We start from the raw sequence: 20268 nt of genomic DNA, 5'->3' as shown, positions 1-20268 counted from the left end.
AAACAGTTATTTGCGCGCAAATTTAAATTACATTCCCAGAAGCTTATAAACAAGAAATGCCGGCCAGACTATGGCTTTTAATACTCCAACCACACCGCCCCAAAAAGTTGTCGCAGCCTGAATATAAAACACAGCCGCCCCTATTAATCCAAGCCCGTAAACAGCGCCGCAGCCGGAAGGAGGCGCTGATGTTTTTTTCCCGCAAGACCCTTCTTTTTCAATCTCTTTGTCAATCTCACTGCCGATTGTCTCACCTATCTTTCTGCCAATTTCTTTTGCCGTTGCCTTCTTTTTTACTTTTGCCATTTTATTCCCCCTTTTATTTTATATGCCTGCCGTCACAAAAAGGCTTATTTTTTGATTTGCCGCAGCGGCATAACGTGACACGGTTTCTTATCTCGTACGTTTTGCCTTCGGCTGATTCTATTGGAATACCGCCTTTTACCCAAAGCGGCCCGCTTGCATCAACCTGCGGGTCTTCGGTAGCGCTTATATGAGGTTTAAAATCAGGCTCTATGGGCTTTCCCGTTTTCTTGTCATAAGCCACAAGCCTGCCCGCGGAACAGTTGCAAGCCTGTTCAATGGCTATTTTTTTTGAATCCGGGTCATTAGATTTTTTTGTCAGGTGCCACGTACCGCCTTTAGGATGGCAGAACCGCGCTGACGCGCAGAATACTTCCGCGTCCTTTAAATCCAAATCCGGCCCTTTATAAGTTTTTGCCAGTTCTTCAAAAGTTTCAAATCCCGCGGTCTCTTTGCCGTTAAACTTTTTAGCTGTGTGTGAACCGTCGCAGAAAGGCGGAGTTTTAGTATGCCCGCACCGGCATAAAGAGTAAGTTTCGCCTGTTTTATAATCTTCCTTTTTTATCCAGAATTCCGGCTCATCAGACTCCCCAATTTCCGCTACAGTTTTATCCAAAGGCACACTGCCCGTTACCAGATAAGGCCCGTCTTTACACACCTTAATTTTTTTCATTAGTTCTCCCCTAACATAAAGTGTAAATTTATAACCATTCTACCACCGCCGAATTACTGAGGCAAAGAGAAAATAATGGTTATAAAGGTTATATAACAGCATCCAGTAAAAATTTTAACCCGGAGATCGCCTCACATTTCCTTTAAGCACCATGATACTTATCGCTCATTAAAGGTCTTTTCTTAGATTTGAAAACTTTATTTTTAATCCGTTCCCAGATTGTTCTATTTAAAGGATCTCTTCCTGTCTTTGACCTGAGTTTATATACTTTACCATTAAACTTCCATACTTCTTTTCTTACCCACCGCTTTTCCAGTTCCACCCGCCGATTTCCGCCGTCCTTAAAATAGTCATCATAATGCGCGCATTGTTTAATAATTATAATATCTTTCAGCGTTTTTTTCCTGCAGTCCGAATATTGAACTTCACCGTTAATTACATATCCCTCACCGTCATTACCCATGCTATTAGCAGGAACAGAGACGTATGTGTCAATAACCTTAATTAATTCATTTTTTGAATTAACGTTGAAAATAATCAGTTTTTCTACGCTATCTCCTGCCGCCCAACCCTCATTTATCCTCATAACAATTTGAGTTCCTTCACCGCATCCAAGGTCTGGAATTTCAAACTCCGCCATGCCTCTTGATGGTTCACGCAGCGAAGAAATAGGATTATTATCTCGTCCTAATAATATCACTCCATTTTCCGACCAGCTACTTCCGGGATCACGCAAAGAAAACAGTATCACATATTTTGCATCATTATTATGTCTATTACTAATCACTTTAAGTTCTTTATAAACAATTATTTTCTTGCCGGAAAAAACATCTCCCGAAATTACTGTATTCGATATTGCATCAGGATAGACATCTGTTATTATTTTCTCTATCTGATTCTGATTTAATCCGGTTCCATATACCCGCTTTGTGAAGTTTTTTTCCGAAGCGTTTTTAGGCATTGCCATATCTGCAAAAAGGCCTGTATATAATCCAAGCAGCGCTAAAATAAACATTATTTTTTTCACATTCCCTCCGCCAGCCACTAAGTTTTAGTTCATTTGCATTTTACCATCGCTGAATTATGGAGGCAAAGGTTAAATAAGGGGAATTATATTTTCACAAAGCTAGAGAATCGAAAATCCAGAATTGACCGAAGTCGACTTTTTACTATTTTCGATTATCGATTGTCGACTTCTCGAAAATACAAAAGCCCAGCTTTATGCTGGGCTTTTGTATTTTATGGCTCCACCTACGCAACCGGATGAGAGGTTATATATTCACTATCTTTTTGAAGGAGTGGATATAAAACTTTCAAGGATTTTAAGCTTTCCTTTCTCCCATGTAAAATTAGTAACACTCCAGGTATTGCCACCTTCTCTTCTGAGCTGTTTAATGATCTTTTTATCATAATTAAAAATAGCTTCACTATTAATATTCTCAGATAATTCCTTACTGTTCTCAAACTTTCCTGTTGCCGGTTCGTACAGCCAGAATTTATCAGAATCAACACTTGCACCCATGCTTTCCATAAAACCCAGATCTATGTTACCGTCAAAATTATAATCTTCAAACATCAAAGGAATGTCCCAGGCAACACCTTCTTTTGCATATCGTGATTTCCCCACACTGGATACAGGCTTTGTATCTGAAATATCAATTGATTGTCTCGTTTTACCGGCTGAATCCAAAATCAGCATCTCTTTAATTCCCAAATTCCTTAAATCTGTTTTATCAGAAGTCAGCTTGACAGTTGTTTCATTCATTTTCCCGTGCTTCTTTATCTTAAAAATATACTCATTTCCGTTTTTATGAAAACTGATTAATTCTTTTTTTGCGTTTTCAGATTTTTCACAAGAAACAAATAAAACACAAACACACGCAATTGTTGTAAGTATCAAAAGATATTTTTTCATTTCACCCTCCCGATTTTTTATCATTGTAATGATTCTACGTCAACATGTCAACAAAAGTTCGAATGTGCCCCGTTTTTATCCGAAGAACGTTAAGCAAATATCACAATTGTACATACCCTCGGACGCAGAAGATTCTATTCGAGTCCTGCGCGAAAAACCCCATAAAATACAAAAGCCCAGCTTAATGCCGGGCCGATAACAGATAATCGAGAATTGACAAAAGCCGACTTTTTATTATTTTCGATTATCGATTGTCGACTTCTCAAAAAAACAAAAGGCCAGCTTTCACTGGCCTTTTGTTTTTTATGGCTCCCCGGGCAGGACTCGAACCTGCGACACTGTGGTTAACAGCCACATGCTCTACCGACTGAGCTACCAGGGAACTTGATTGTTTTTTGCTCAATAGATTTTATATATTATCCTATGCCTTTAATGTTGTCAACAGGTTTTATGGCTATAAATATATGCTTTTTAAACAGGTATAATGCCAGCACATCATACACCGCGTGCATTGACACCGCAGCCCAGAAGCCCATATACTGATATAAATACCCTATTACCGCGCTTAGCAGAAACATAATAATACCAAATACAGATACGCTTAAACTTTTCGGATTAAAATAGCCGTGTATTAATATGAACACAAATGACGTCAGCCATATACCCCAGTACTGCTGCAGCACCAACCTGAAAAGAATTTCCTCGCAAAATCCCGCAAGCAGCGCGATTATAATCATATCTGCAATCTTTATATCAAACATTTTAAATAATGAACCCAGCAATTCCTGAACCGGTTTAAAGTAATTAATCCGCACAAGGTAATTAAGCCCAAACGCAAGGGCAATCCCGATACCCGCGCCGGCTAAAAGTTGTACAGGCACAGGAGATATGTTAATTATTTCAAACCATTTCCTCTTTTCCACAAAGAATATCACCAGCCAGGCAATTACCGGCAGGGATAGTTCCATTGACAGGGTTAACAGATATAAATATTTTTTCCCTTTCATTTAATATTTCTTTCTGGGAAAAAGGTCGCGTTTGGTGTTTTGTACCCTGTCTATAAAAAGGATTCCGTCCAGATGGTCAATTTCATGCTGAAGGATAACGGCTTCAAAGCCGTCTGCTTCCAGTATTTTTTCTTCCCCGTTTTTATCCATATATTTCACCTTAACATAATCGCCGCGTTCCACATTTCCCGTATAATCCGGGACGCTTAAACACCCTTCCCTGTTTATAGCGCTGCCTGACACGGCAAGAATCTGCGGGTTTGCCATTAAAAGAAGGCCGTGGGAAACCGGCACTTTTTTATGCCCTGTGGCATCCACCACAACTATCCTTTTAAGTTCACCCACCTGCGGCGCCGCGACACCCACACACCCTTTACTGACATACATCCTGTCTTTAAGGCGTTCCATAAATCCGGCTGTTTTATCATCCATCTCTTTTATGAAAAGTGATTTTTCCCTTAACAGAGGGTCTGGAAACTGGTGAATTCTCATAGAACCGCTTCTTCCACCTTTTCCATTGTCACATACACGCCCAATTTTTTGCCTTTAAGTTTCAGCGCCGCTTCAAGTTTTTTCCCGGCTTTTTCAGTGCTTACGCATACTTCCATAAACATATAATACGCGTGGGGTTTTACGCGCTCCGAGCTTTTTGTTTCAAGGTCTATTATATTTCCGCCATTTTTAAATATCACTTCTGTCATCCCGTTAACTATTCCGGGTTTATCCGCCCCGCTTATTGAAACCGAATACACACACCCTTTTTCAGCGCTCTCTTTCATCTCTTTTTCTGAAATAGTCCTTATATCCACCGTCATGTTAAATTTGTCCATAAAAGATGAAATCTCGCCGGAGAATTTGCTCTTATCATACTTCTTATCGCTTGATAAAAGCATTATCATGGAAAATGTCTTTCTTAGCATCAGCATGGAAGAGTCTTCAATATTAAAACTGAATTTTTTTAAAATGGAAGTAAGCGCGTATACCACCCCTTTTTTGTCCACTCCGCCCGCTATTAACATCAAACGTTCTTTCATGATAACCTCCTCAAAAAATTTATCCCATAAACTGTTATCCAATATCCCATAAATAAAAAATATTTAAATCAACTGTCCCCTTACACTTGCGCATATAAACCCGCGCAAGTCCGGGGATTTCCGCTCACAAGCTCGCTCCAACCGCGGGCAAAGACCCGCGTCTACCAAGACTAAACCGACCTTCCGTCCCTCCGACCATCCGTCCCTCTGTCCCTCATTTATTTTGAAGGCGTCGGCCTTGGTTTCGCGCCCCAGCTGTCAAACTGCCACCTTAATTCATATCCAAGATAAAGTTCATCGCCGCCCAGATACGGATTGCCGAACGACTTATGGAAGATAAGTTTATTTATATCATCAAGGGTATATTCCATACCCAGCGTATGTTCAAAATCAAGGCCTGACTGCGCTTCTTCCATAATCCCTGTGGTATCCACAAGTTTTCCCGTGTAGCCAAGATAGAATTTATCAGTTATATACTGCCCTATTTCAACCTCTGCCAGCGTCTTTTTTTCCGCTGTCTTGGTGGTGCTTTCGGGAGAATCCGTTCCCTGCCCCACAATTTCAGACAGCTTGGCGTCTATCTTTAAAACAGAAACAGGTAAAAACACCTGAATCTGTTCCGTACCTTTTTTTATCCAGAAACTTGCAATCGCATCCGCCATTTTTGTAAAATCTTCAGGTTTTAAGTTTGTTGTATCTCCCATATCCCTGCCCACTGTAACTATGTACAACAGCCTGTTATAGTCATTGCCAATTTCCGGCAGTACAGGGTCAGATGTAAGGTCTATCTTTAAGTTGCCCACTTTTCCGTACGCGTGCAGATTTACCTTAAGATCCATTGTCTCTGTCTGCCCGTTTGCTTTATACACTTCCATTCTTCTGAACTTTGCCGAAGCAAAGACATCCAGCACCGGCTTTGTAGAACCGTCAAAAACCACCTTAGACTCCCTTAAATCATCCACTATAAAATCCGTGTTCATATATTTATAAACGCCTCTTATAATATTTAAATTTCCGGTAAGTTTCATACTGTTGCCTTTGTCCTGAAGAAGCAGCGGTGAAGCGCCAAACTTAATATAAACATCCGCATAGTTATTAAGGTAATTGCTGTAGAACCTTACATTGTCGCCGCCGGTTAACTGCAGATCCCACGTTATTTTTTTGGCAAAGTTATCTTCGTCTTTAATTGTGGTATCCTCTCCCGCTTTTGTTTTACTCTTAATAGGATACATATATATAAAATCAGAAGCTTTAATGGTGCCTTTAATAAAAGGCGCTTCAAGTTTGCCGGTCATGGCAAGGTCAATATCCGCGTCGCCGCGTAAAAATTCCATATAAGGAGTGTCGGTAAACCTTATCCTGTCGCCTATATTAGTAATGCGCCAGTTCACTTCGTCAGGGCGGACAAACTTCATGATTCCGCCTTTTTTCTCATCAAGGTTCTGTATCTTAATAGTACCGCGTTCTGTATCCCCTTTTAAATCGTATATGTCAATTATATTGTCCCTTATAAGTATGTTAGCGTAAACGTGGCTTACCTCTTTAAACAGATATTTAAGCTTTATATTTCCATCCGTTACGTCTATCTTTCCGGTTACAGAAGGATACTCTTTTGTCCCGGTAATTCGCGCGGTAACGTTGGTAATACCCTGCGCTTCTTCAATGAATCCAAGAAATTTAAGTATGGACAAATCTCCGTCTTTTATGTGCGCCTTTAAATCCATCTGCTCGCCGCGCATCTTTTCTGCCGCTTCTTCCGTCATAGGCACCGGTATTTTCCCGCCAAGAGTCAGTTCATATTTATCATCTTTGGTTAACACAATCGGGCCAATCGGCGACATGTTAAGCCAGTCATTTTTTAAAGACAGAACTCCTGATAAAACATCAAATTCAATCCCCGCGAAACTTCCGTTTTTTATTGCCACCTGTATCGTAAGGCCTATTCCTTCTTTGCCGTTCCCGGATAATTTCACATTTCCCGCGGCAGTGCCTTTCCACGAAAAACCCAGCCCTATAAGCCCGTCTATAAGCTGCGGATCAAGTTCCTGGCAGTTTATATCAACCGCGGAATCTCCGCTGTCCGCCATTATCCTTCCGGAAGCGCTAATAACCTTTACCCCCGCCTGATTAAAAGCTTCAAACTTTCTTATGTCCGTCCATTTTTTTTCAAAACCAATATCTCCCTTTAACCTGTACGCCCCTTTGCTTGTATTTAAAAGCAGCCCGTCCTTTGAATAGTTTACTTTTATAATGAAAGGGTTAAAGGTATGATTTTTAAACTGAAAACCGTCGCCGGCAAAAGAACCGTCAAAGAGGGCGTTGTCGCCGGTAACAAGCCTGCCTGCTATACCAAGGTATCCGTTAAGCCTGTTTCCCTGCAGTTTATAATCAAGCGCCTGCATTTTAATATCCGTGAAAATCGTTTTATCTTCCGCGAAATTTACAGCGCTTCCCGCCAGGTCCAAAGATGTCTTTTTATAATACAGCAGGGCTTTTTCCAGAAAAAGTTTTCTGTCTTTATAAGCGTATTTCACTTCCAGGTCATTAAAGTCCATACCCGCAATTCTGCCGTCCACAGCCAGAAAATCACCCAAAGCTTCAAGCTTTCCCGGCCTGCCGCCCAGTTTTCCGCTGCCGTTTAACCTGCCCGAACCTTCAAACCCGCTGTCAAAAACGGACGCGGCTTTTTTAACGTCCATATTAATAACATTATAATCGGCGGAAATTTCACGCGCTTTAACTTTATCGCCTTTTACATCAAAAGCCATTCTGCCGTTAATTTTTATAAGCCCTGTTTCCTGCCCTATTTCGGCGTTTACAGAAGCTTTTTGAGCCTCGCCGGATATCTTTATTTCACCCCTTAACAGCGAATCCTTTGCAAGGCCGTCCCTTTTTAAACCCGCAAGCCGGTAGACAGGATAAAGGTCCGCGTCTTTAATTTTAATAAGCGCGTCTATAAGGGGTTTATCACCGTAGATAAATTTTCCCGCGGCGGAATAAGTTTCTCCCCAGGACGCCCTGAATTCTCCGTTCTGCCCCTTTTTGCCTCTAAGTGTGACATCAAGCACCGGAACCGCATTTCCGTTAAAATTAATATTTTCAGCTTTAAACCTGGAAAAAATTCCGGCCATATCCTCCGCAAAGTTCAGCACAATGCTGTTTGATAATACCGCATCCACTTTTAAAGCCCTGTTAATCTGATAATTTTTCATCCCGCCGTTCATATGCAGTGCGACATCGGACCCGTTTGTCACGGTACACGTGCCCGAAGATACAAGCGCGCCTTCGGACTGATTAATGTCAAGTTTTTCAACCGTAAACTGATTTTCAGCGCCGTTAACTTTTAATTCTATACTGCGGTAAAGCCCGCTGCCATATTTAACATCCACCCCTATCTTTCCGCCATATCCGGCGGCCTCTTTTTTTACAAGCATTCCTCCGTTTATAACGCTGTTATCAATAAATTCAATACCGGTAATTTCCTTAACCACCGCGCCTTTTAACCCCTTTATATCCGCGTTAATCTGAAAAAGTTTATTTTTAAGCGAAAATTCAGCGCTGCCTTTAAACCCTCCCGAAAAATCCACACCGCTTACTTTAAGCTCGTTTTTCGCAAGTTCAGCCCTGCCTTTAACGGTGTATTTCTGCCCTTTTATTTCCAGCCTGTCAGACTTAACATCAAGAGCTATCTGCGGGGAATCAACAGCGCCTTTTATTTCAAGCAGCGCGTTTATAATTCCGTCAATATCTTTGCCTCTGAAATACGCAATATCGGCTTTTGAAATTACAAGGCCGTTTACCCGGCCGTTTATATCAATATTTTTTGTTTTTATTCCGTAATCACCGGCCGCCTTAACAAGGGTGCTGTTTTTATCCTTAAGCGTCATTGAACCGGCGGAGATGATATCATCCTTTACCGTAATACCCGCGTCCAGTTTAAGCGCGCTGTATTTTCCGTAATCAAAGATGGTTGAATTTGTTATTTTCAGGGAACCCTTTAAAAAAGTGAAAGCCGAAGATACGTTTCTTATTTGATTGCCTTTATATGATATCATACCTGACTTTACGACAGCCGAAGCCGCGGGGGTTAAAAGTGTGCCATAAGCATTAAAATTAATATCAGCTATACCGCCGAATTCACGGCCGGCGCTTACTTTTTCCGCGTGCAGCTGCTTCAAAGTTATGCCAAGGTCTATTTTTTTATCCTTTGCAAAATGAATCCTGCCCTTTCCGCCAAGCGTGCCGCCGCCCACCGACCCCGAAACGTTTTTCAGATTTAAGGTCTGCGCGTCATATGACAGGTCCGCCCTAAGCGATTTCACGGGGGCGTCCCACAGCGCCCCTTTATCCCAAAACAGCCCGCCTTCGGCCTTTAAGTCTTCCTGACTTCCCTTAAAATTAAAAGCAGCCCTTAAACTGCCGCTTAATATATCTTTATTTATCCGCTCCGCCTTTATTTCCGACAGGCTGAATACGCCGTCATAAAACGGCCTGCTAAAAATATCAGACGCTTTTGCTTTTATAACCCCTCTGCCGCCATAAACATCAAAACTTATGCCCGTAACTTCAGCCGCGGAATTTTCAACATTTAAAACACCGCTTATGTTTTCAAGATACGGCCCGTTTACAAACTGCACCATTCCGCCTTCCATGGCGGCTTCTGCGGAAATCTTCATTTTATCGGGTTTAAAATCAGCGCCTGTAATCTTTGCGGAAAGCGATATTTTACCGCCGTTAACCCGCACCTGTTCCGGCTGCGCCGCGTATTTTACCCAGTTTGAAAGCAGTTCATCCTTAAGGGATAAAACGCCGGCAAAATCGCCTCCATCAAGCGGCTGATTATAACTTACGCTGAAATTCTTTCTGTCGCTTCCCGGCGTTTTTCCGGCAAGAAATATCTTAAACCTGCTGTTTTTATCAACCAGGGTAAAAGAGCCTTTCAGGGAAGAAATGCGGGTGCTGAATTTTTTATCAGCATCAAAATATTCTATAACGCCGTTTTCTATAAGTATGCGGTTAACCGGAAGCGCGGGCATGCCGCCCGATGAAGGAGAAGCCTTCGGAAATGGGGTTTCAAAAAACTTTGAAATATTAAACACGCCGTTGTTCTTTTCTATATTTACCGCGGGGCCGTCCACAATAATATGAGACAGCAGCGTTTCTATATTCCTTTTTTTCAGAAAGTAATCCACAAAATTAAAACGTATTATAACTCTTTTTATGGATGCAATTTCACCGGCAGCAGCGGCTGTTCTTGCCGCGGGAATTGACACATTGCTTATTATTATATTATCCACAAATCCAAGCCTTATGGCGCCTATATGGATATTTCTTCCGGTTGCCTTAAACAGTTCCGCTTCCACATAATCCCCGGCATAATTAGTGATAAAACCACTTTTCATGGCTATCACTAAAACTGCCGCCATAACAGCTGTAACAGTAAGTATTACTGTAAAGATGCTTCTTAATATTTTCAAGGCTTATCCTTAAATACCAGCTTTTCTTCTTCCCTTTCCACGTCTATCTTCTTTGAACCTTTTACATTTCCTTCAAGTATCTTTTCCGCCAGAGGGTCTTCCAGAAGGCTTTGTATGGAACGCCTTAACGGCCTTGCCCCATACATGGGGTTAAACCCTTTTTCCGCGATAAGCTCCCTGGCAGAATCCGATATCTTCACTTCCATGCCTTTTTCACCAAGGCGTTTTAACACATCCACAAGCATTATATCCACTATTTTGCCCACGTCATCTTTTGCCAGCGGATGGAAAACAATTATTTCATCCACCCTGTTCAAAAGTTCGGGGTTCATGGCTTTCTTCAAATCTTCCATAACGTACTCTTTCATCTTTTCATAGGAAATTTCTCCGGCCGCCTCGCGTGAGAAACCAAGTGTCTTGCTTCTCTCTATATGCTTTGAGCCTATATTTGAAGTGATGATAACAACAGTATTTTTAAAGTCCACCACCCTTCCTATTGAATCCGTAAGCCTTCCGTTTTCTAAAAGCTGCAGCAGGATATTAAATACTTCCGGATGAGCTTTTTCTATTTCATCAAACAGCACCACCGAATACGGCCTGCGCCTTACTTTTTCCGTAAGCTGCCCGCCGTCTTCAAACCCCACATATCCCGGAGGCGCCCCTGTCAGGCGCGACACCGCAAACTTTTCCATGTATTCGGACATGTCTATTCTTATAAGCGCTTCCCTGTCTTCAAAGAGAATATCGGCAAGCGACCTTGCCATTTCTGTCTTACCCACCCCCGTTGGCCCTAAAAAAATAAACGAACCTATGGGTTTGTTGGGGTCAGACATTCCGGAACGCGAACGCCTTATCGCCTTGGAAACAGCCTTTATGGCCTCTTCCTGCCCTATAAGCCTTTTGCCGAATTCTTCTTCCATCTTTAAAAGTTTTTCCGACTCTTTTTCTTCAAGTTTATAAAGAGGAACGCCTGTCTGTTTGGATATTATAAACGCTATGTCTTCCGCCTTAACCACCGGTACTTTTTTGGACTTGCTGTTGTCAAACTTTTTCTTCATTTCCATGCGCCTGCGGTTAAGCTCGTTTATTTTGTCCCTGAAACCCGCGGCCTTTTCATATTCCTGCGCCTTAGCGGAAGATTCAAGCTCCTTGCGGATATGTTCAATTTCCTTATCCACTTCCCTTATATCTTCCGGCAGGGTGGTGGCGTATAGCCTTGCCCTTGCTCCCGCTTCGTCTATTAAATCAATCGCTTTATCCGGCAGGAACCTTTCCGTTATATACCTGTTGGAAAGTTTTGTGGCGGCTTCTATGGCTTCATCCTCGTATGTTACTTTGTGATGCGCCTCGTATTTGTCTTTTAATCCTTTGATAATTTCAATAGTCTGGTCTATGGACGGCGCCTTTACAATTATGGACTGAAAACGCCTCTCCAGCGCCCCGTCTTTTTCTATGTGTTTGCGGTACTCGTTCAACGTGGTGGCTCCAATACACTGAAATTCGCCCCTTGCAAGCGGCGGCTTTAACATATTGGACGCGTCAATTGCGCCTTCGGCTGCACCCGCGCCCACAATTGTATGCAGTTCATCAATGAAAAGAATTACGGAATTATTGGCGTGGCGGACTTCGTTTATTATTGTCTTTAACCTTTCTTCAAATTCGCCCCTGTATTTTGTCCCCGCGACAACGGATGATAAATCAAGGGTCACTACCCGCTTGTTTAAAAGCAGCTCCGGCACTTCGCCTTTTATTATTTTCTGCGCAAGGCCTTCCACTATAGCTGTTTTACCCACTCCCGGTTCGCCTATAAGTACGGGATTATTTTTTGTCCTTCTGCTTAATATCTGTATCACGCGTTCTATTTCGTCTTCCCTGCCGATGACAGGGTCAAGTTTGCTGTCACGCGCAAGGGTTGTAAGATCGCGCCCAAAATTATCAAGGGTGGGCGTTGCCGTCTTTGAAGCTGTGCCGCCCTGAAAATTTGGAAGTTTTGCCGGCGAGCTTGTGCCCAGAATATTAATGGTCATTTCTTTTGCTTTTTTATAGTTTACCCCTACCTCTTTAAGCACACGCGAAGCCAGCCCGTCTTCTTCCTTTAAAAGCCCAAGCAGCATATGTTCCGTGCCTATATAATTATGCCCCATCAGCTGCGACTCTTCCGCGGCGTACTGAAACGCCCTTTTGCTGACCGGCGTAAAAGGAATTTCACCGGCAAGCATTGTGGAAGTGGCGGTATCCACTATTTTTTCTTCCACTTCAAGTTTCAGTTTTTCCAGGTCTATATTTAAAGTTTCCATAACAGCAGCGGCCATTCCTCCGCCGTCTTTTATTATCCCAAGCAGTATGTGTTCCGTACCCACATAATCATGCCCCAGCCTCTGCGCTTCTTCTTTGGCAAACGCCACAACTTTTCTTGCCCTGTCGGTAAATTTGTCAAACATGGTTCACCTCTTTATCCCATAGTTAACGCGCGCAAAAACAGCTGCCCTGACTATTTTTTATTTTACCTTAACGCCAAGTGTAACAGTTTTCTTTTTGAATTCCGTTATTATCTTTTTTGTAAGCGGCCCCGGCACGCCTTCGCCTATAACTCTTCCGTCTATCTTTGTCACGGGAATAACCTTGGCCGCGGTTCCGGTAAGGAAACATTCGTCAGCGGTGTAAAGGTCGTACCTTGTAACTATGCTTTCAAATACATCCATCTTAAGCCCTTCCCCGATTTCCATTACTGTCCTTCTTGTCATTCCGCCCAAAGCCCCGCTTGCAAGAGTGGGAGTATAAAGTTTTCCCTTTTTAAAATAAAAAACATTATCTCCCGTAGCTTCCGCCACATGGCCTAAGTTGTTTATCATTATGGCTTCCGCGGAACCGTGGTTGCCCGCTTCCATCTTTGCCAGAATGTTATTCAGATAGTTAAGCGACTTTACCCTTGGTTCCAGCGTTTCGCTTAAATTACGCCTTACCGCCACGGTGGTGATAGCCATACCTTTCTTATATAACTCTTCCGGGTACAGGCTTATGTTAGCGGCTATGATAAAAAACGTCACTCCATCAACGCATTTTTTCGGGTCCAGCCCAAGGTCGCCCACTCCCCTTGTGACAACAAGGCGTATATATCCGTCCTTTAACTTATTAACTTTTACCGTTTCCACTACCTGCTTAACCATCTCTTCCTGTTTCATGCCAATATCCATATTCAGGAACTTGGCGGAATCATAAAGCCTTTCTATGTGATCCTTTAACCTGAAAACATTATTGGAATACACCCTTATGCCTTCAAATATTCCGTCTCCATATAACAATCCGTGATCAAACACCGAAATCACAGCCTTTTCTTTTGGTACCATCTTCCCGTTAAGATTAATCAGCATACTTTCCTCCTGTAATTTAACATTAAGAATTTATCTTACATTCTTAATGCTTGATATGTTGCCGTCTTCTATTAATACTATCCTGTTTCCGATTGAAGTCAAATGTTCGTTATGCGTCACAATTACAAAAGTGTGCCCAAAACTGCGGTTAAAATCCAGTATTACTTTGTGAATAATTTCCGCGTTTGCCTTGTCCAGATTGCCGGTGGGTTCATCAGCGAACACAATGTCAGGGTCATTTATAAGCGACCTGGCAATTGCCACCCTTTGCTGTTCTCCTCCGGACAGTTCGCTGGGCTTATGCGTAAGCCTTCCGCCCAAACCAATGGTGATAAGAAGTTTTTTTGCCTTTTCCAGCGCCTCTTTTTTATTTATGCCCGCAATCATTGCCGGCATGGCCACGTTTTCCATGGCGTTAAATTCAGGCAATAAATGGTGAAACTGGAATATGAAACCCAGCCTTTTGCTGCGAAGCATCGCAAGTTTTTCATCATTAAGCGTATACATGTCTTCATCATTTAAAAGCACCCTGCCGCTGCCCGGCCTGCTTAATCCGCCAAGGATGGCAAGAAGCGTGCTTTTTCCGGCGCCCGAAGGCCCCACTATCATCAGCAGCTCGCCTTTTTTAACTTCCAGGTTTACGCTTTTTAAAACATTAAGCTGGTTCTTTCCGGTTTCAAATGTTTTTCTTATATCCCTTGCCGTCATTATATTACTCATAACGCACCGCCTCTACAGGATCCAGTTTGGACGCGTGATAAGAAGGGTATAGCGTCGCAAAAAACGATATGATAATCGCCGCAATGGGAATTATAATCACTTCTGAGAACTTCAGCGATACCGCAAGTTTGTCAATGTAATAAACGCTGCCTCCGCCGGGCATGGAAATGGGGTATGCTTTTAAATATACGCATATAAGCACTCCCGAAACAAACCCTATGATAGCGCCAAGGATGCCCGTAGCCACCCCCTGTATTATAAAAATATTCATGACATCGCTGTTGCTGGCACCCATAGATTTTAGAATTCCTATATCTTTGGTTTTTCTCATTACAATCATTATAAGGGTGGAAGCGATATTAAACGCCGCCACAAGAACCACCAGCAGCAGAATTATGAACATGGCAAGTTTTTCTATCTTAAGCGCGGAAAAAAGGTTCTTATTCAAAGACATCCAGTCGCGCGCCCACAGGTCTTTAAATATCCTGTGAATTTCCGTGGCCACTATCGTGGCGTTTTCAAGTTTGTCTGTTTTTATGGCTATGCCTGTTGCCACGTCGCCGCGGTTAAACAGTTTCTGCACCGTATCCATTGACGCGTAGGCAAACGTGGTGTCGTAATCATACATACCCGCTTCAAAGACCCCCACTATGCTCATCTTGCTCATCTTGGGAATCATGCCCGTAGCGGTCTGCTGAAACACCGGCGATATAACAATAATCTCATCCCCAAGTTCCGCGCCTATATTGTTCATAAGTTCTTTGCCCAGCACAATTCCGCGCTTGCCGTCAGGCAGCTCCCTCATTATAAAATCCATATCGCCTTTTATTATGTTTTTTTCCAGGTTGTTTACAGACGACATGCTTGAAGGTTCTATCCCCCACAAAAGCATACCTTCCACTTTATCGCCGGACTTTAACATAACCTGCCCCATAAAATAAGGCGCCGCCGCTTTCACATGCTGAATTTTTTTTATGCCCTTCATTTTTTGTTTGTATCCGGAAATGCCCTCTTTGGTATAAGAAGATACAACCACGTGGGCATTGGTGCCTATTATTTTATCGCGGATATCCTCGTGAAACCCGTTCATAACGGAGATAACAACAATCAGCGCGGTCACGCCAAGCGCGATACCCGCCACGGAAAGTATGGAGATAAGATTTATAAAACCCTTCTTCTTCGCAGACAGATAACGCAATCCTATAAAGTAATTAAAAGGCCTTGGCATGATACTCAACTCCTTTATTCTGATGCTTGGACGCTTGGATGGTTGGATGCTTAGAAAACCGTCCGAACCTGCGTCCTATCTCCTGCCTTGCTAAATGTCTTTGCATTTTGTCTTTGTTTGTCCCGCCTGCTTTCGCTCATACATTCGCTTCATTGCCGGGATTTCCGCTCGCACGCTCGCTACTACCGCACCCTAAAGGGTGCGCCTACCAGAACCAGACCTTCATAAATCCACTTCCAAAACAAGATGCAATGTATTGCATCTCTACATTAAAAAACACACCTTAAAAAATCCGCGGGCTAAAGACCCGCGCCTACCAGATCTAAACCAAGCCACCAAACCGCTTGTTTGTATTCCGCTTATGCTTAACTGCTTATAGCTTAATACGCTCTTTCCAAGCATCCAAGCGTCTAAATTACTTCTCCGGCCTTAACAGCGGGAACAATATTACATCCCTTATTGAAGCCGAATCAGTCAAGAACATTATCAGCCTGTCTATGCCAATTCCAAGGCCGCCTGCCGGCGGCATTCCATATTTTAACGCTTCCACGTAATCTTCATCAATTGCCTTTGCCACTTCGCCATGCGTGTCCATATCTATCTGCTGCCTGAACCTTCTTTCCTGGTCTTCGGAATCGTTAAGTTCAGAGAATCCGTTTGCAAGTTCGCGGCCAAAAATATACGGTTCAAAGCGCTCCGTAATAGCCGGGTTGTTTCTGTTTACTTTTGCCAGCGGCGATATTTCCACCGGGAAATCGGTTATAAAAACAGGCCCCATTAATTTGGGTTCCACAAGTTCTCCGAATACAAGTTCCAAAAGTTCCCCGCGCAGCGCGCCGGGCCTTACATCCACTTCTTTTGCTTTTAATATTTCTTCAAGCTGCGCATCCGTCTTTGAATCAAAATCAATTTCCGCGTATTCTTTAATGGCATCCTTCATGGAAATCCTTTTCCACGGAGGAGTCAAATCAATTTCCGAGCCCTGGTAAGTGATAACCATTTTGCCAAGCAGTTTTTCGGCAAGGTGCGCAATCATCTCTTCACAAAGGCTCATCACTCCCTGAAAATCCGTGTACGCCTGATACAGCTCTACCATTGTAAATTCCGGGTTGTGTTTTATGGATATACCTTCATTTCTGAAATTACGGTTTATTTCGTACACTTTTTCAAAGCCGCCCACAAGCAGCCTTTTAAGATAAAGTTCCGGCGCTATCCTCATGTATAAATCCAAATCCAGCGCGTTGTGGTGCGTTAAAAAAGGTTTCGCCTTGGCGCCGCCCGGTATCGCCTGCATCATGGGAGTTTCCACTTCCAGAAAACCGCGCGAATCCAGAAAGTTTCTTATCTCTTTAATTATTTTAGTCCTAAGCACAAAAGTACTCATCACCTCTTCGTTTGAGATTAAATCAAGATACCGTTTGCGGTAGCGGGTCTCTTTATCTTTCAGCCCGTGCCATTTTTCCGGAAGCGGCAGCAGCGACTTTGTTAAAAGTTCAAACTTATCAGCCTTTACCGTAAGTTCGCCTGTCTTTGTTTTAAAAACTTTTCCTTCCACGCCAAAAATGTCGCCTATATCCATCTTTTTAAAATCTTCATACGCTTCATCGCCCACCGCGTCTTTTCTTATGTAAACCTGAATGGTTCCGGAAAAATCCTTTATATTGGCAAACGTAGTCTTGCCGTGGCCCCTTATGCTCATTATTCTGCCGGCCGCGCGCTCTGTAACTTCCCCTTCAACGCCTTCCGCCACTGAACCATTACGCTCTTTAATTTCAGCAATTGTGCCGCTTCTTTCATAGCCGTACTTATACGGCGCATTTCCCTTATTTACAAAATATTCAAGGTTGTCTTTTCTGGCCTTTAAAAGTTCAGACTCGCTTAACACCGGCTGTTCAGGCGCGGCATTGACATCATTTTTCTTTCCCTGTTCCATTTTATTCTCCATAAACTTCATTTTTGAATTTTTGTATCCTGTCATAATATTCGTAAGGAAGCCTTATCTTGCCTATCCTTGTGTAATCCTTTGAAGTACCGTGGCAGTCTGACCCGCCGCTGACCAAAAGCCCGTTGGCATTGGCAATATCCATATATTTATTCATATCTTCATAAGTGTGGTCGGGGTGAAAAACTTCTATCCCGTTTAACCCTTGCTTTGTCCACTCCGGAATCATTTCATCCGCGTTATACAAACCCGGATGCGCCAATATGGATACTCCTTTTACTTCCTTTACCAGCGTTATCGCCTCCTGCACGGTAAGCTTTGCCTTGGCCACATACGCCACCCTGTCTTCGGCAAGAAACCTGGCAAAAGCGTCCTTTACGTTTTTCGCGTAATTCTTCTGCACCATAAGTTTCGCGATGTGAAGCCTGCCCGCGTTATTGATATTTTCGGTAAATTCAAACAGGTCTTCAAAAGCAATGTCCATATTAAGCTCTTTAAGTTTGCTTATTATTTTTTTCGCGCGTTCCGTGCGTTTCTTCTGAAAATAAGTAAGTTTTTTAACAAACTCCTGATCTTTCCAGTCAATAAACAGCGCCACTATATGAATTTCTTTTTCGTTATTAATAGCGGAAAGCTCTATGCCCGGAACAAACTTCACCCCGTACTTTTTTGACATTTCAATACCCTCAGGAACACCGGCAACGGTGTCATGGTCGGTAATTGAAATGGCTTCAAGCCCGCTCTCTTTTGCCCTTTGAAATACCTCTTCAACGGTGTTTGTGCCGTCTGATTTTCTTGTATGAATATGCAGATCGGCCCATTTATCAGACTCTTTAAGCATCACTTTTTACTCCATATATATTTCAGGCGGCCGCAAGGCCGCCGTCAGAATCACAATTTCACATTATGGCAAATATTTCACGGCATAAATATAACGTTTAAAATTGGAGCGGGTGAAGGGAATCGAACCCTCGTCTCAAGCTTGGGAAGCTCGCATTCTACCACTGAACTACACCCGCAAACATTAATATATATAATATATAATTTTAGGGGATTTTTCAACGTAAATATGTATAAGGCAGAGGGTCGGAAGGTCGGATGCACGGAGGGACGGAAGATTGCCTAACCCATAAACTATTATCACCCATCCTATAAATTTCGATGCCTGAACGCTTGGTGGGTTAGAGGGTTCGGGGCTTAGATTCTTTGCTTCTGTCCCTCTGTCCCTCCGTGCGTCCGTCCCTCGGCTTTATATCCACTTCTCTTCCAGCACGTCCCCTTCCAGGCTTATTGTTACCGCTTTTATAGGGACTTTACGCTGTGCTTTTTCTAATGCGGACTTTGCAAGCTGAACAAGGCCGCCGCAGCACGGCACCTGCATTCTTACAACGGTTAATGTATTTATCTTTGCCTGGTCAACCATTGCGGTAATTTTATCCACATACACATCCATATCCGAATCCAGTTTTGGGCAGGCAATGGCAAGGGCTTTTCCCTTCAAATATTCTTTATGAAAACTGCCCATGGCAAAAGCCACACAATCCGCGGAAAGCACCACATCCGCGCCTGCAAAATAAGGCGCCGCGGGAGAAACAAGGTGAAGCTGCACAGGCCACTGCCGCAGTTCTGACGGAGCCGAACCACTGTCATTATGATGTTCGTGGTGTTTGTGTTTTGTATTATCAACCATCCGCGAACCCGGGCATCCGCCGCCGTGCCCTGCATGTTCATGATGGCTGTGATGACCTTTAACAGCCGGCTCTTCTTCTTCAACTGTAATATTGTTTTCTTTTAAAACTTCGTGCGCGGTTTTAAGATAGCCGTCCTGCCCGTGGTCGCGCAGGTGTTTCAGATGCGCTTTAACGGTATTAATACCCTGTTTTATTATGTTTTTCATAACCCTTTTTTCATCGTATTCTTCAACATCTTTTTTTATTACTTTTAAAGCGTCCTGCGGGCATTCTCCCACGCACGCGCCAAGTCCGTCACAAAGGTAATCCGCCACAAGCCTTACTTTGCCGTCAATTACCTGAAGCGCGCCTTCGGGGCAGCCCGGAATACAGTTACCGCACCCGTTACATTTGTCCTCGTCAATTTCTATCACTTCGCGTTTCATAGATAACCTCCTGTTTTTTATTTATGTGAATTATACACCATTGAATATCACCTGTTAAGTGATATTCAATGGACGGAGGAAATTTCTATTCCATAAATTCCAAAGCTTAACTGTTTGTCCGATTATAGGTTTGAAGACTTGTATTTTTGTCTATGCTTCTGTCCCTCTGTCCCTCTGTGCATCCGTCCCTCGGCTCTTGTATTACTCTACACATAAATCATTTTTTTCGTCATGCCGCCGTCAACTGTAAAATTCTGGCCTGTGATAAATCCCGCCTTGTCAGAAACAAGATACAACGCCAGCTGCGCTATATCGGAGGGCACACCCACTCTGCCAACAGGGTGCTGTAATCTGTCAGCTTCACTGTGAACAGGCTCTTTAAAATCTCTCTTTTTCTTAAAATCAGAGACTTCAATCCATCCCGGGCTTATGCAGTTTACGCGCACATCCGACCCAAGGGAAACAGCCAGCGAATGTGTAAG

Annotated in this window: 16 protein-coding genes and 2 tRNA genes; all 18 read right to left on the bottom strand. The window is 43.1% G+C overall.

Annotation, left to right across the window (positions count from 1 at the left end; genetic code table 11):
- Positions 1-27: 27 nt before the first annotated feature.
- Positions 28-222: a hypothetical protein gene (locus JXR81_03885; GenBank protein MBN2753988.1), complete on the bottom strand. Its 195-nt coding sequence runs from the start codon at positions 220-222 to the stop codon at positions 28-30.
- Positions 223-319: 97 nt separating this feature from the next.
- Complete coding sequence (locus JXR81_03880; protein ID MBN2753987.1) at positions 320-976, bottom strand: CDGSH iron-sulfur domain-containing protein; 657 nt, start codon at positions 974-976, stop codon at positions 320-322.
- Positions 977-1118: 142 nt separating this feature from the next.
- A complete protein-coding gene (locus JXR81_03875; GenBank protein ID MBN2753986.1) occupies positions 1119-2003 on the bottom strand; it encodes a hypothetical protein in 885 nt (294 codons plus the stop codon).
- Positions 2004-2258: 255 nt separating this feature from the next.
- A complete protein-coding gene (locus JXR81_03870) occupies positions 2259-2891 on the bottom strand; it encodes a hypothetical protein (protein ID MBN2753985.1) in 633 nt (210 codons plus the stop codon).
- A 306-nt stretch (positions 2892-3197) separates the two neighbouring features.
- Positions 3198-3273, bottom strand: a tRNA-Asn gene (locus tag JXR81_03865).
- A 34-nt stretch (positions 3274-3307) separates the two neighbouring features.
- Positions 3308-3898 carry a CPBP family intramembrane metalloprotease gene (locus JXR81_03860; protein ID MBN2753984.1) on the bottom strand — a complete coding sequence of 197 codons (591 nt, stop codon included), beginning with the start codon at positions 3896-3898 and terminating at the stop codon, positions 3308-3310.
- On the bottom strand, positions 3899-4390 hold the full coding sequence (gene def / locus JXR81_03855; GenBank protein ID MBN2753983.1) for a peptide deformylase: 492 nt from the start codon (positions 4388-4390) through the stop codon (positions 3899-3901).
- Entirely contained in the window at positions 4387-4932 is a 546-nt protein-coding gene (locus JXR81_03850; protein MBN2753982.1) for an ACT domain-containing protein, read from the bottom strand. Before JXR81_03850 ends, def begins: the two co-directional genes overlap by 4 nt.
- Before the next feature lie 218 nt (positions 4933-5150).
- Positions 5151-10409: a translocation/assembly module TamB domain-containing protein gene (locus tag JXR81_03845; protein ID MBN2753981.1), complete on the bottom strand. Its 5259-nt coding sequence runs from the start codon at positions 10407-10409 to the stop codon at positions 5151-5153.
- Positions 10406-12850 carry an ATP-dependent Clp protease ATP-binding subunit gene (locus tag JXR81_03840; protein MBN2753980.1) on the bottom strand — a complete coding sequence of 815 codons (2445 nt, stop codon included), beginning with the start codon at positions 12848-12850 and terminating at the stop codon, positions 10406-10408. The genes JXR81_03845 and JXR81_03840 overlap by 4 nt, the downstream gene beginning before the upstream one ends.
- 57 nt (positions 12851-12907) lie before the next feature.
- Positions 12908-13780, bottom strand: coding sequence for a branched-chain-amino-acid transaminase (gene ilvE, locus JXR81_03835; protein ID MBN2753979.1), 873 nt, complete (start codon positions 13778-13780; stop codon positions 12908-12910).
- A gap of 30 nt (positions 13781-13810) precedes the next feature.
- Positions 13811-14500, bottom strand: coding sequence for an ABC transporter ATP-binding protein (locus tag JXR81_03830; GenBank protein ID MBN2753978.1), 690 nt, complete (start codon positions 14498-14500; stop codon positions 13811-13813).
- Positions 14493-15728 carry a lipoprotein-releasing ABC transporter permease subunit gene (locus JXR81_03825; GenBank protein ID MBN2753977.1) on the bottom strand — a complete coding sequence of 412 codons (1236 nt, stop codon included), beginning with the start codon at positions 15726-15728 and terminating at the stop codon, positions 14493-14495. Before JXR81_03825 ends, JXR81_03830 begins: the two co-directional genes overlap by 8 nt.
- 415 nt (positions 15729-16143) lie before the next feature.
- Positions 16144-17661, bottom strand: a complete 1518-nt coding sequence (gene lysS / locus JXR81_03820) for a lysine--tRNA ligase (GenBank protein ID MBN2753976.1) — start codon at positions 17659-17661, stop codon at positions 16144-16146.
- A gap of 1 nt (position 17662) precedes the next feature.
- Entirely contained in the window at positions 17663-18514 is an 852-nt protein-coding gene (locus JXR81_03815; protein ID MBN2753975.1) for a PHP domain-containing protein, read from the bottom strand.
- 101 nt (positions 18515-18615) lie between these two features.
- Positions 18616-18689: transfer RNA gene (locus tag JXR81_03810), tRNA-Gly, on the bottom strand.
- A 230-nt stretch (positions 18690-18919) separates the two neighbouring features.
- Positions 18920-19786: a 4Fe-4S binding protein gene (locus JXR81_03805; GenBank protein ID MBN2753974.1), complete on the bottom strand. Its 867-nt coding sequence runs from the start codon at positions 19784-19786 to the stop codon at positions 18920-18922.
- 206 nt (positions 19787-19992) lie between these two features.
- A partial coding sequence (locus JXR81_03800; GenBank protein ID MBN2753973.1) for an SDR family oxidoreductase occupies positions 19993-20268 on the bottom strand: 276 nt, incomplete at its 5' end.

It is taken from the genome of Candidatus Goldiibacteriota bacterium (assembly GCA_016937715.1).
In the GTDB taxonomy this organism is placed as follows: Bacteria; Oederibacteriota; PGYV01; order PGYV01; family PGYV01; genus PGYV01.
Note: the sequence above shows the minus strand (reverse complement) of the source record. Positions and strands in the feature narration are given on the sequence as shown.

What these genes read in the sequence shown, in the direction of transcription:
- JXR81_03860 (MBN2753984.1), bottom strand. Translation starts at nt 3,898, where the DNA reads ATGAAAGGGAAAAAATATTTATATCTGTTAACCCTGTCAATGGAACTA.
- JXR81_03805 (MBN2753974.1), bottom strand. Translation starts at nt 19,786, where the DNA reads ATGAAACGCGAAGTGATAGAAATTGACGAGGACAAATGTAACGGGTGC.
- JXR81_03870 (MBN2753985.1), bottom strand. Translation starts at nt 2,891, where the DNA reads ATGAAAAAATATCTTTTGATACTTACAACAATTGCGTGTGTTTGTGTT.
- JXR81_03850 (MBN2753982.1), bottom strand. Translation starts at nt 4,932, where the DNA reads ATGAAAGAACGTTTGATGTTAATAGCGGGCGGAGTGGACAAAAAAGGG.
- JXR81_03840 (MBN2753980.1), bottom strand. Translation starts at nt 12,850, where the DNA reads ATGTTTGACAAATTTACCGACAGGGCAAGAAAAGTTGTGGCGTTTGCC.
- JXR81_03825 (MBN2753977.1), bottom strand. Translation starts at nt 15,728, where the DNA reads ATGCCAAGGCCTTTTAATTACTTTATAGGATTGCGTTATCTGTCTGCG.
- lysS (MBN2753976.1), bottom strand. Translation starts at nt 17,661, where the DNA reads ATGGAACAGGGAAAGAAAAATGATGTCAATGCCGCGCCTGAACAGCCG.
- def (MBN2753983.1), bottom strand. Translation starts at nt 4,390, where the DNA reads ATGAGAATTCACCAGTTTCCAGACCCTCTGTTAAGGGAAAAATCACTT.
- JXR81_03880 (MBN2753987.1), bottom strand. Translation starts at nt 976, where the DNA reads ATGAAAAAAATTAAGGTGTGTAAAGACGGGCCTTATCTGGTAACGGGC.
- ilvE (MBN2753979.1), bottom strand. Translation starts at nt 13,780, where the DNA reads ATGCTGATTAATCTTAACGGGAAGATGGTACCAAAAGAAAAGGCTGTG.
- JXR81_03830 (MBN2753978.1), bottom strand. Translation starts at nt 14,500, where the DNA reads ATGAGTAATATAATGACGGCAAGGGATATAAGAAAAACATTTGAAACC.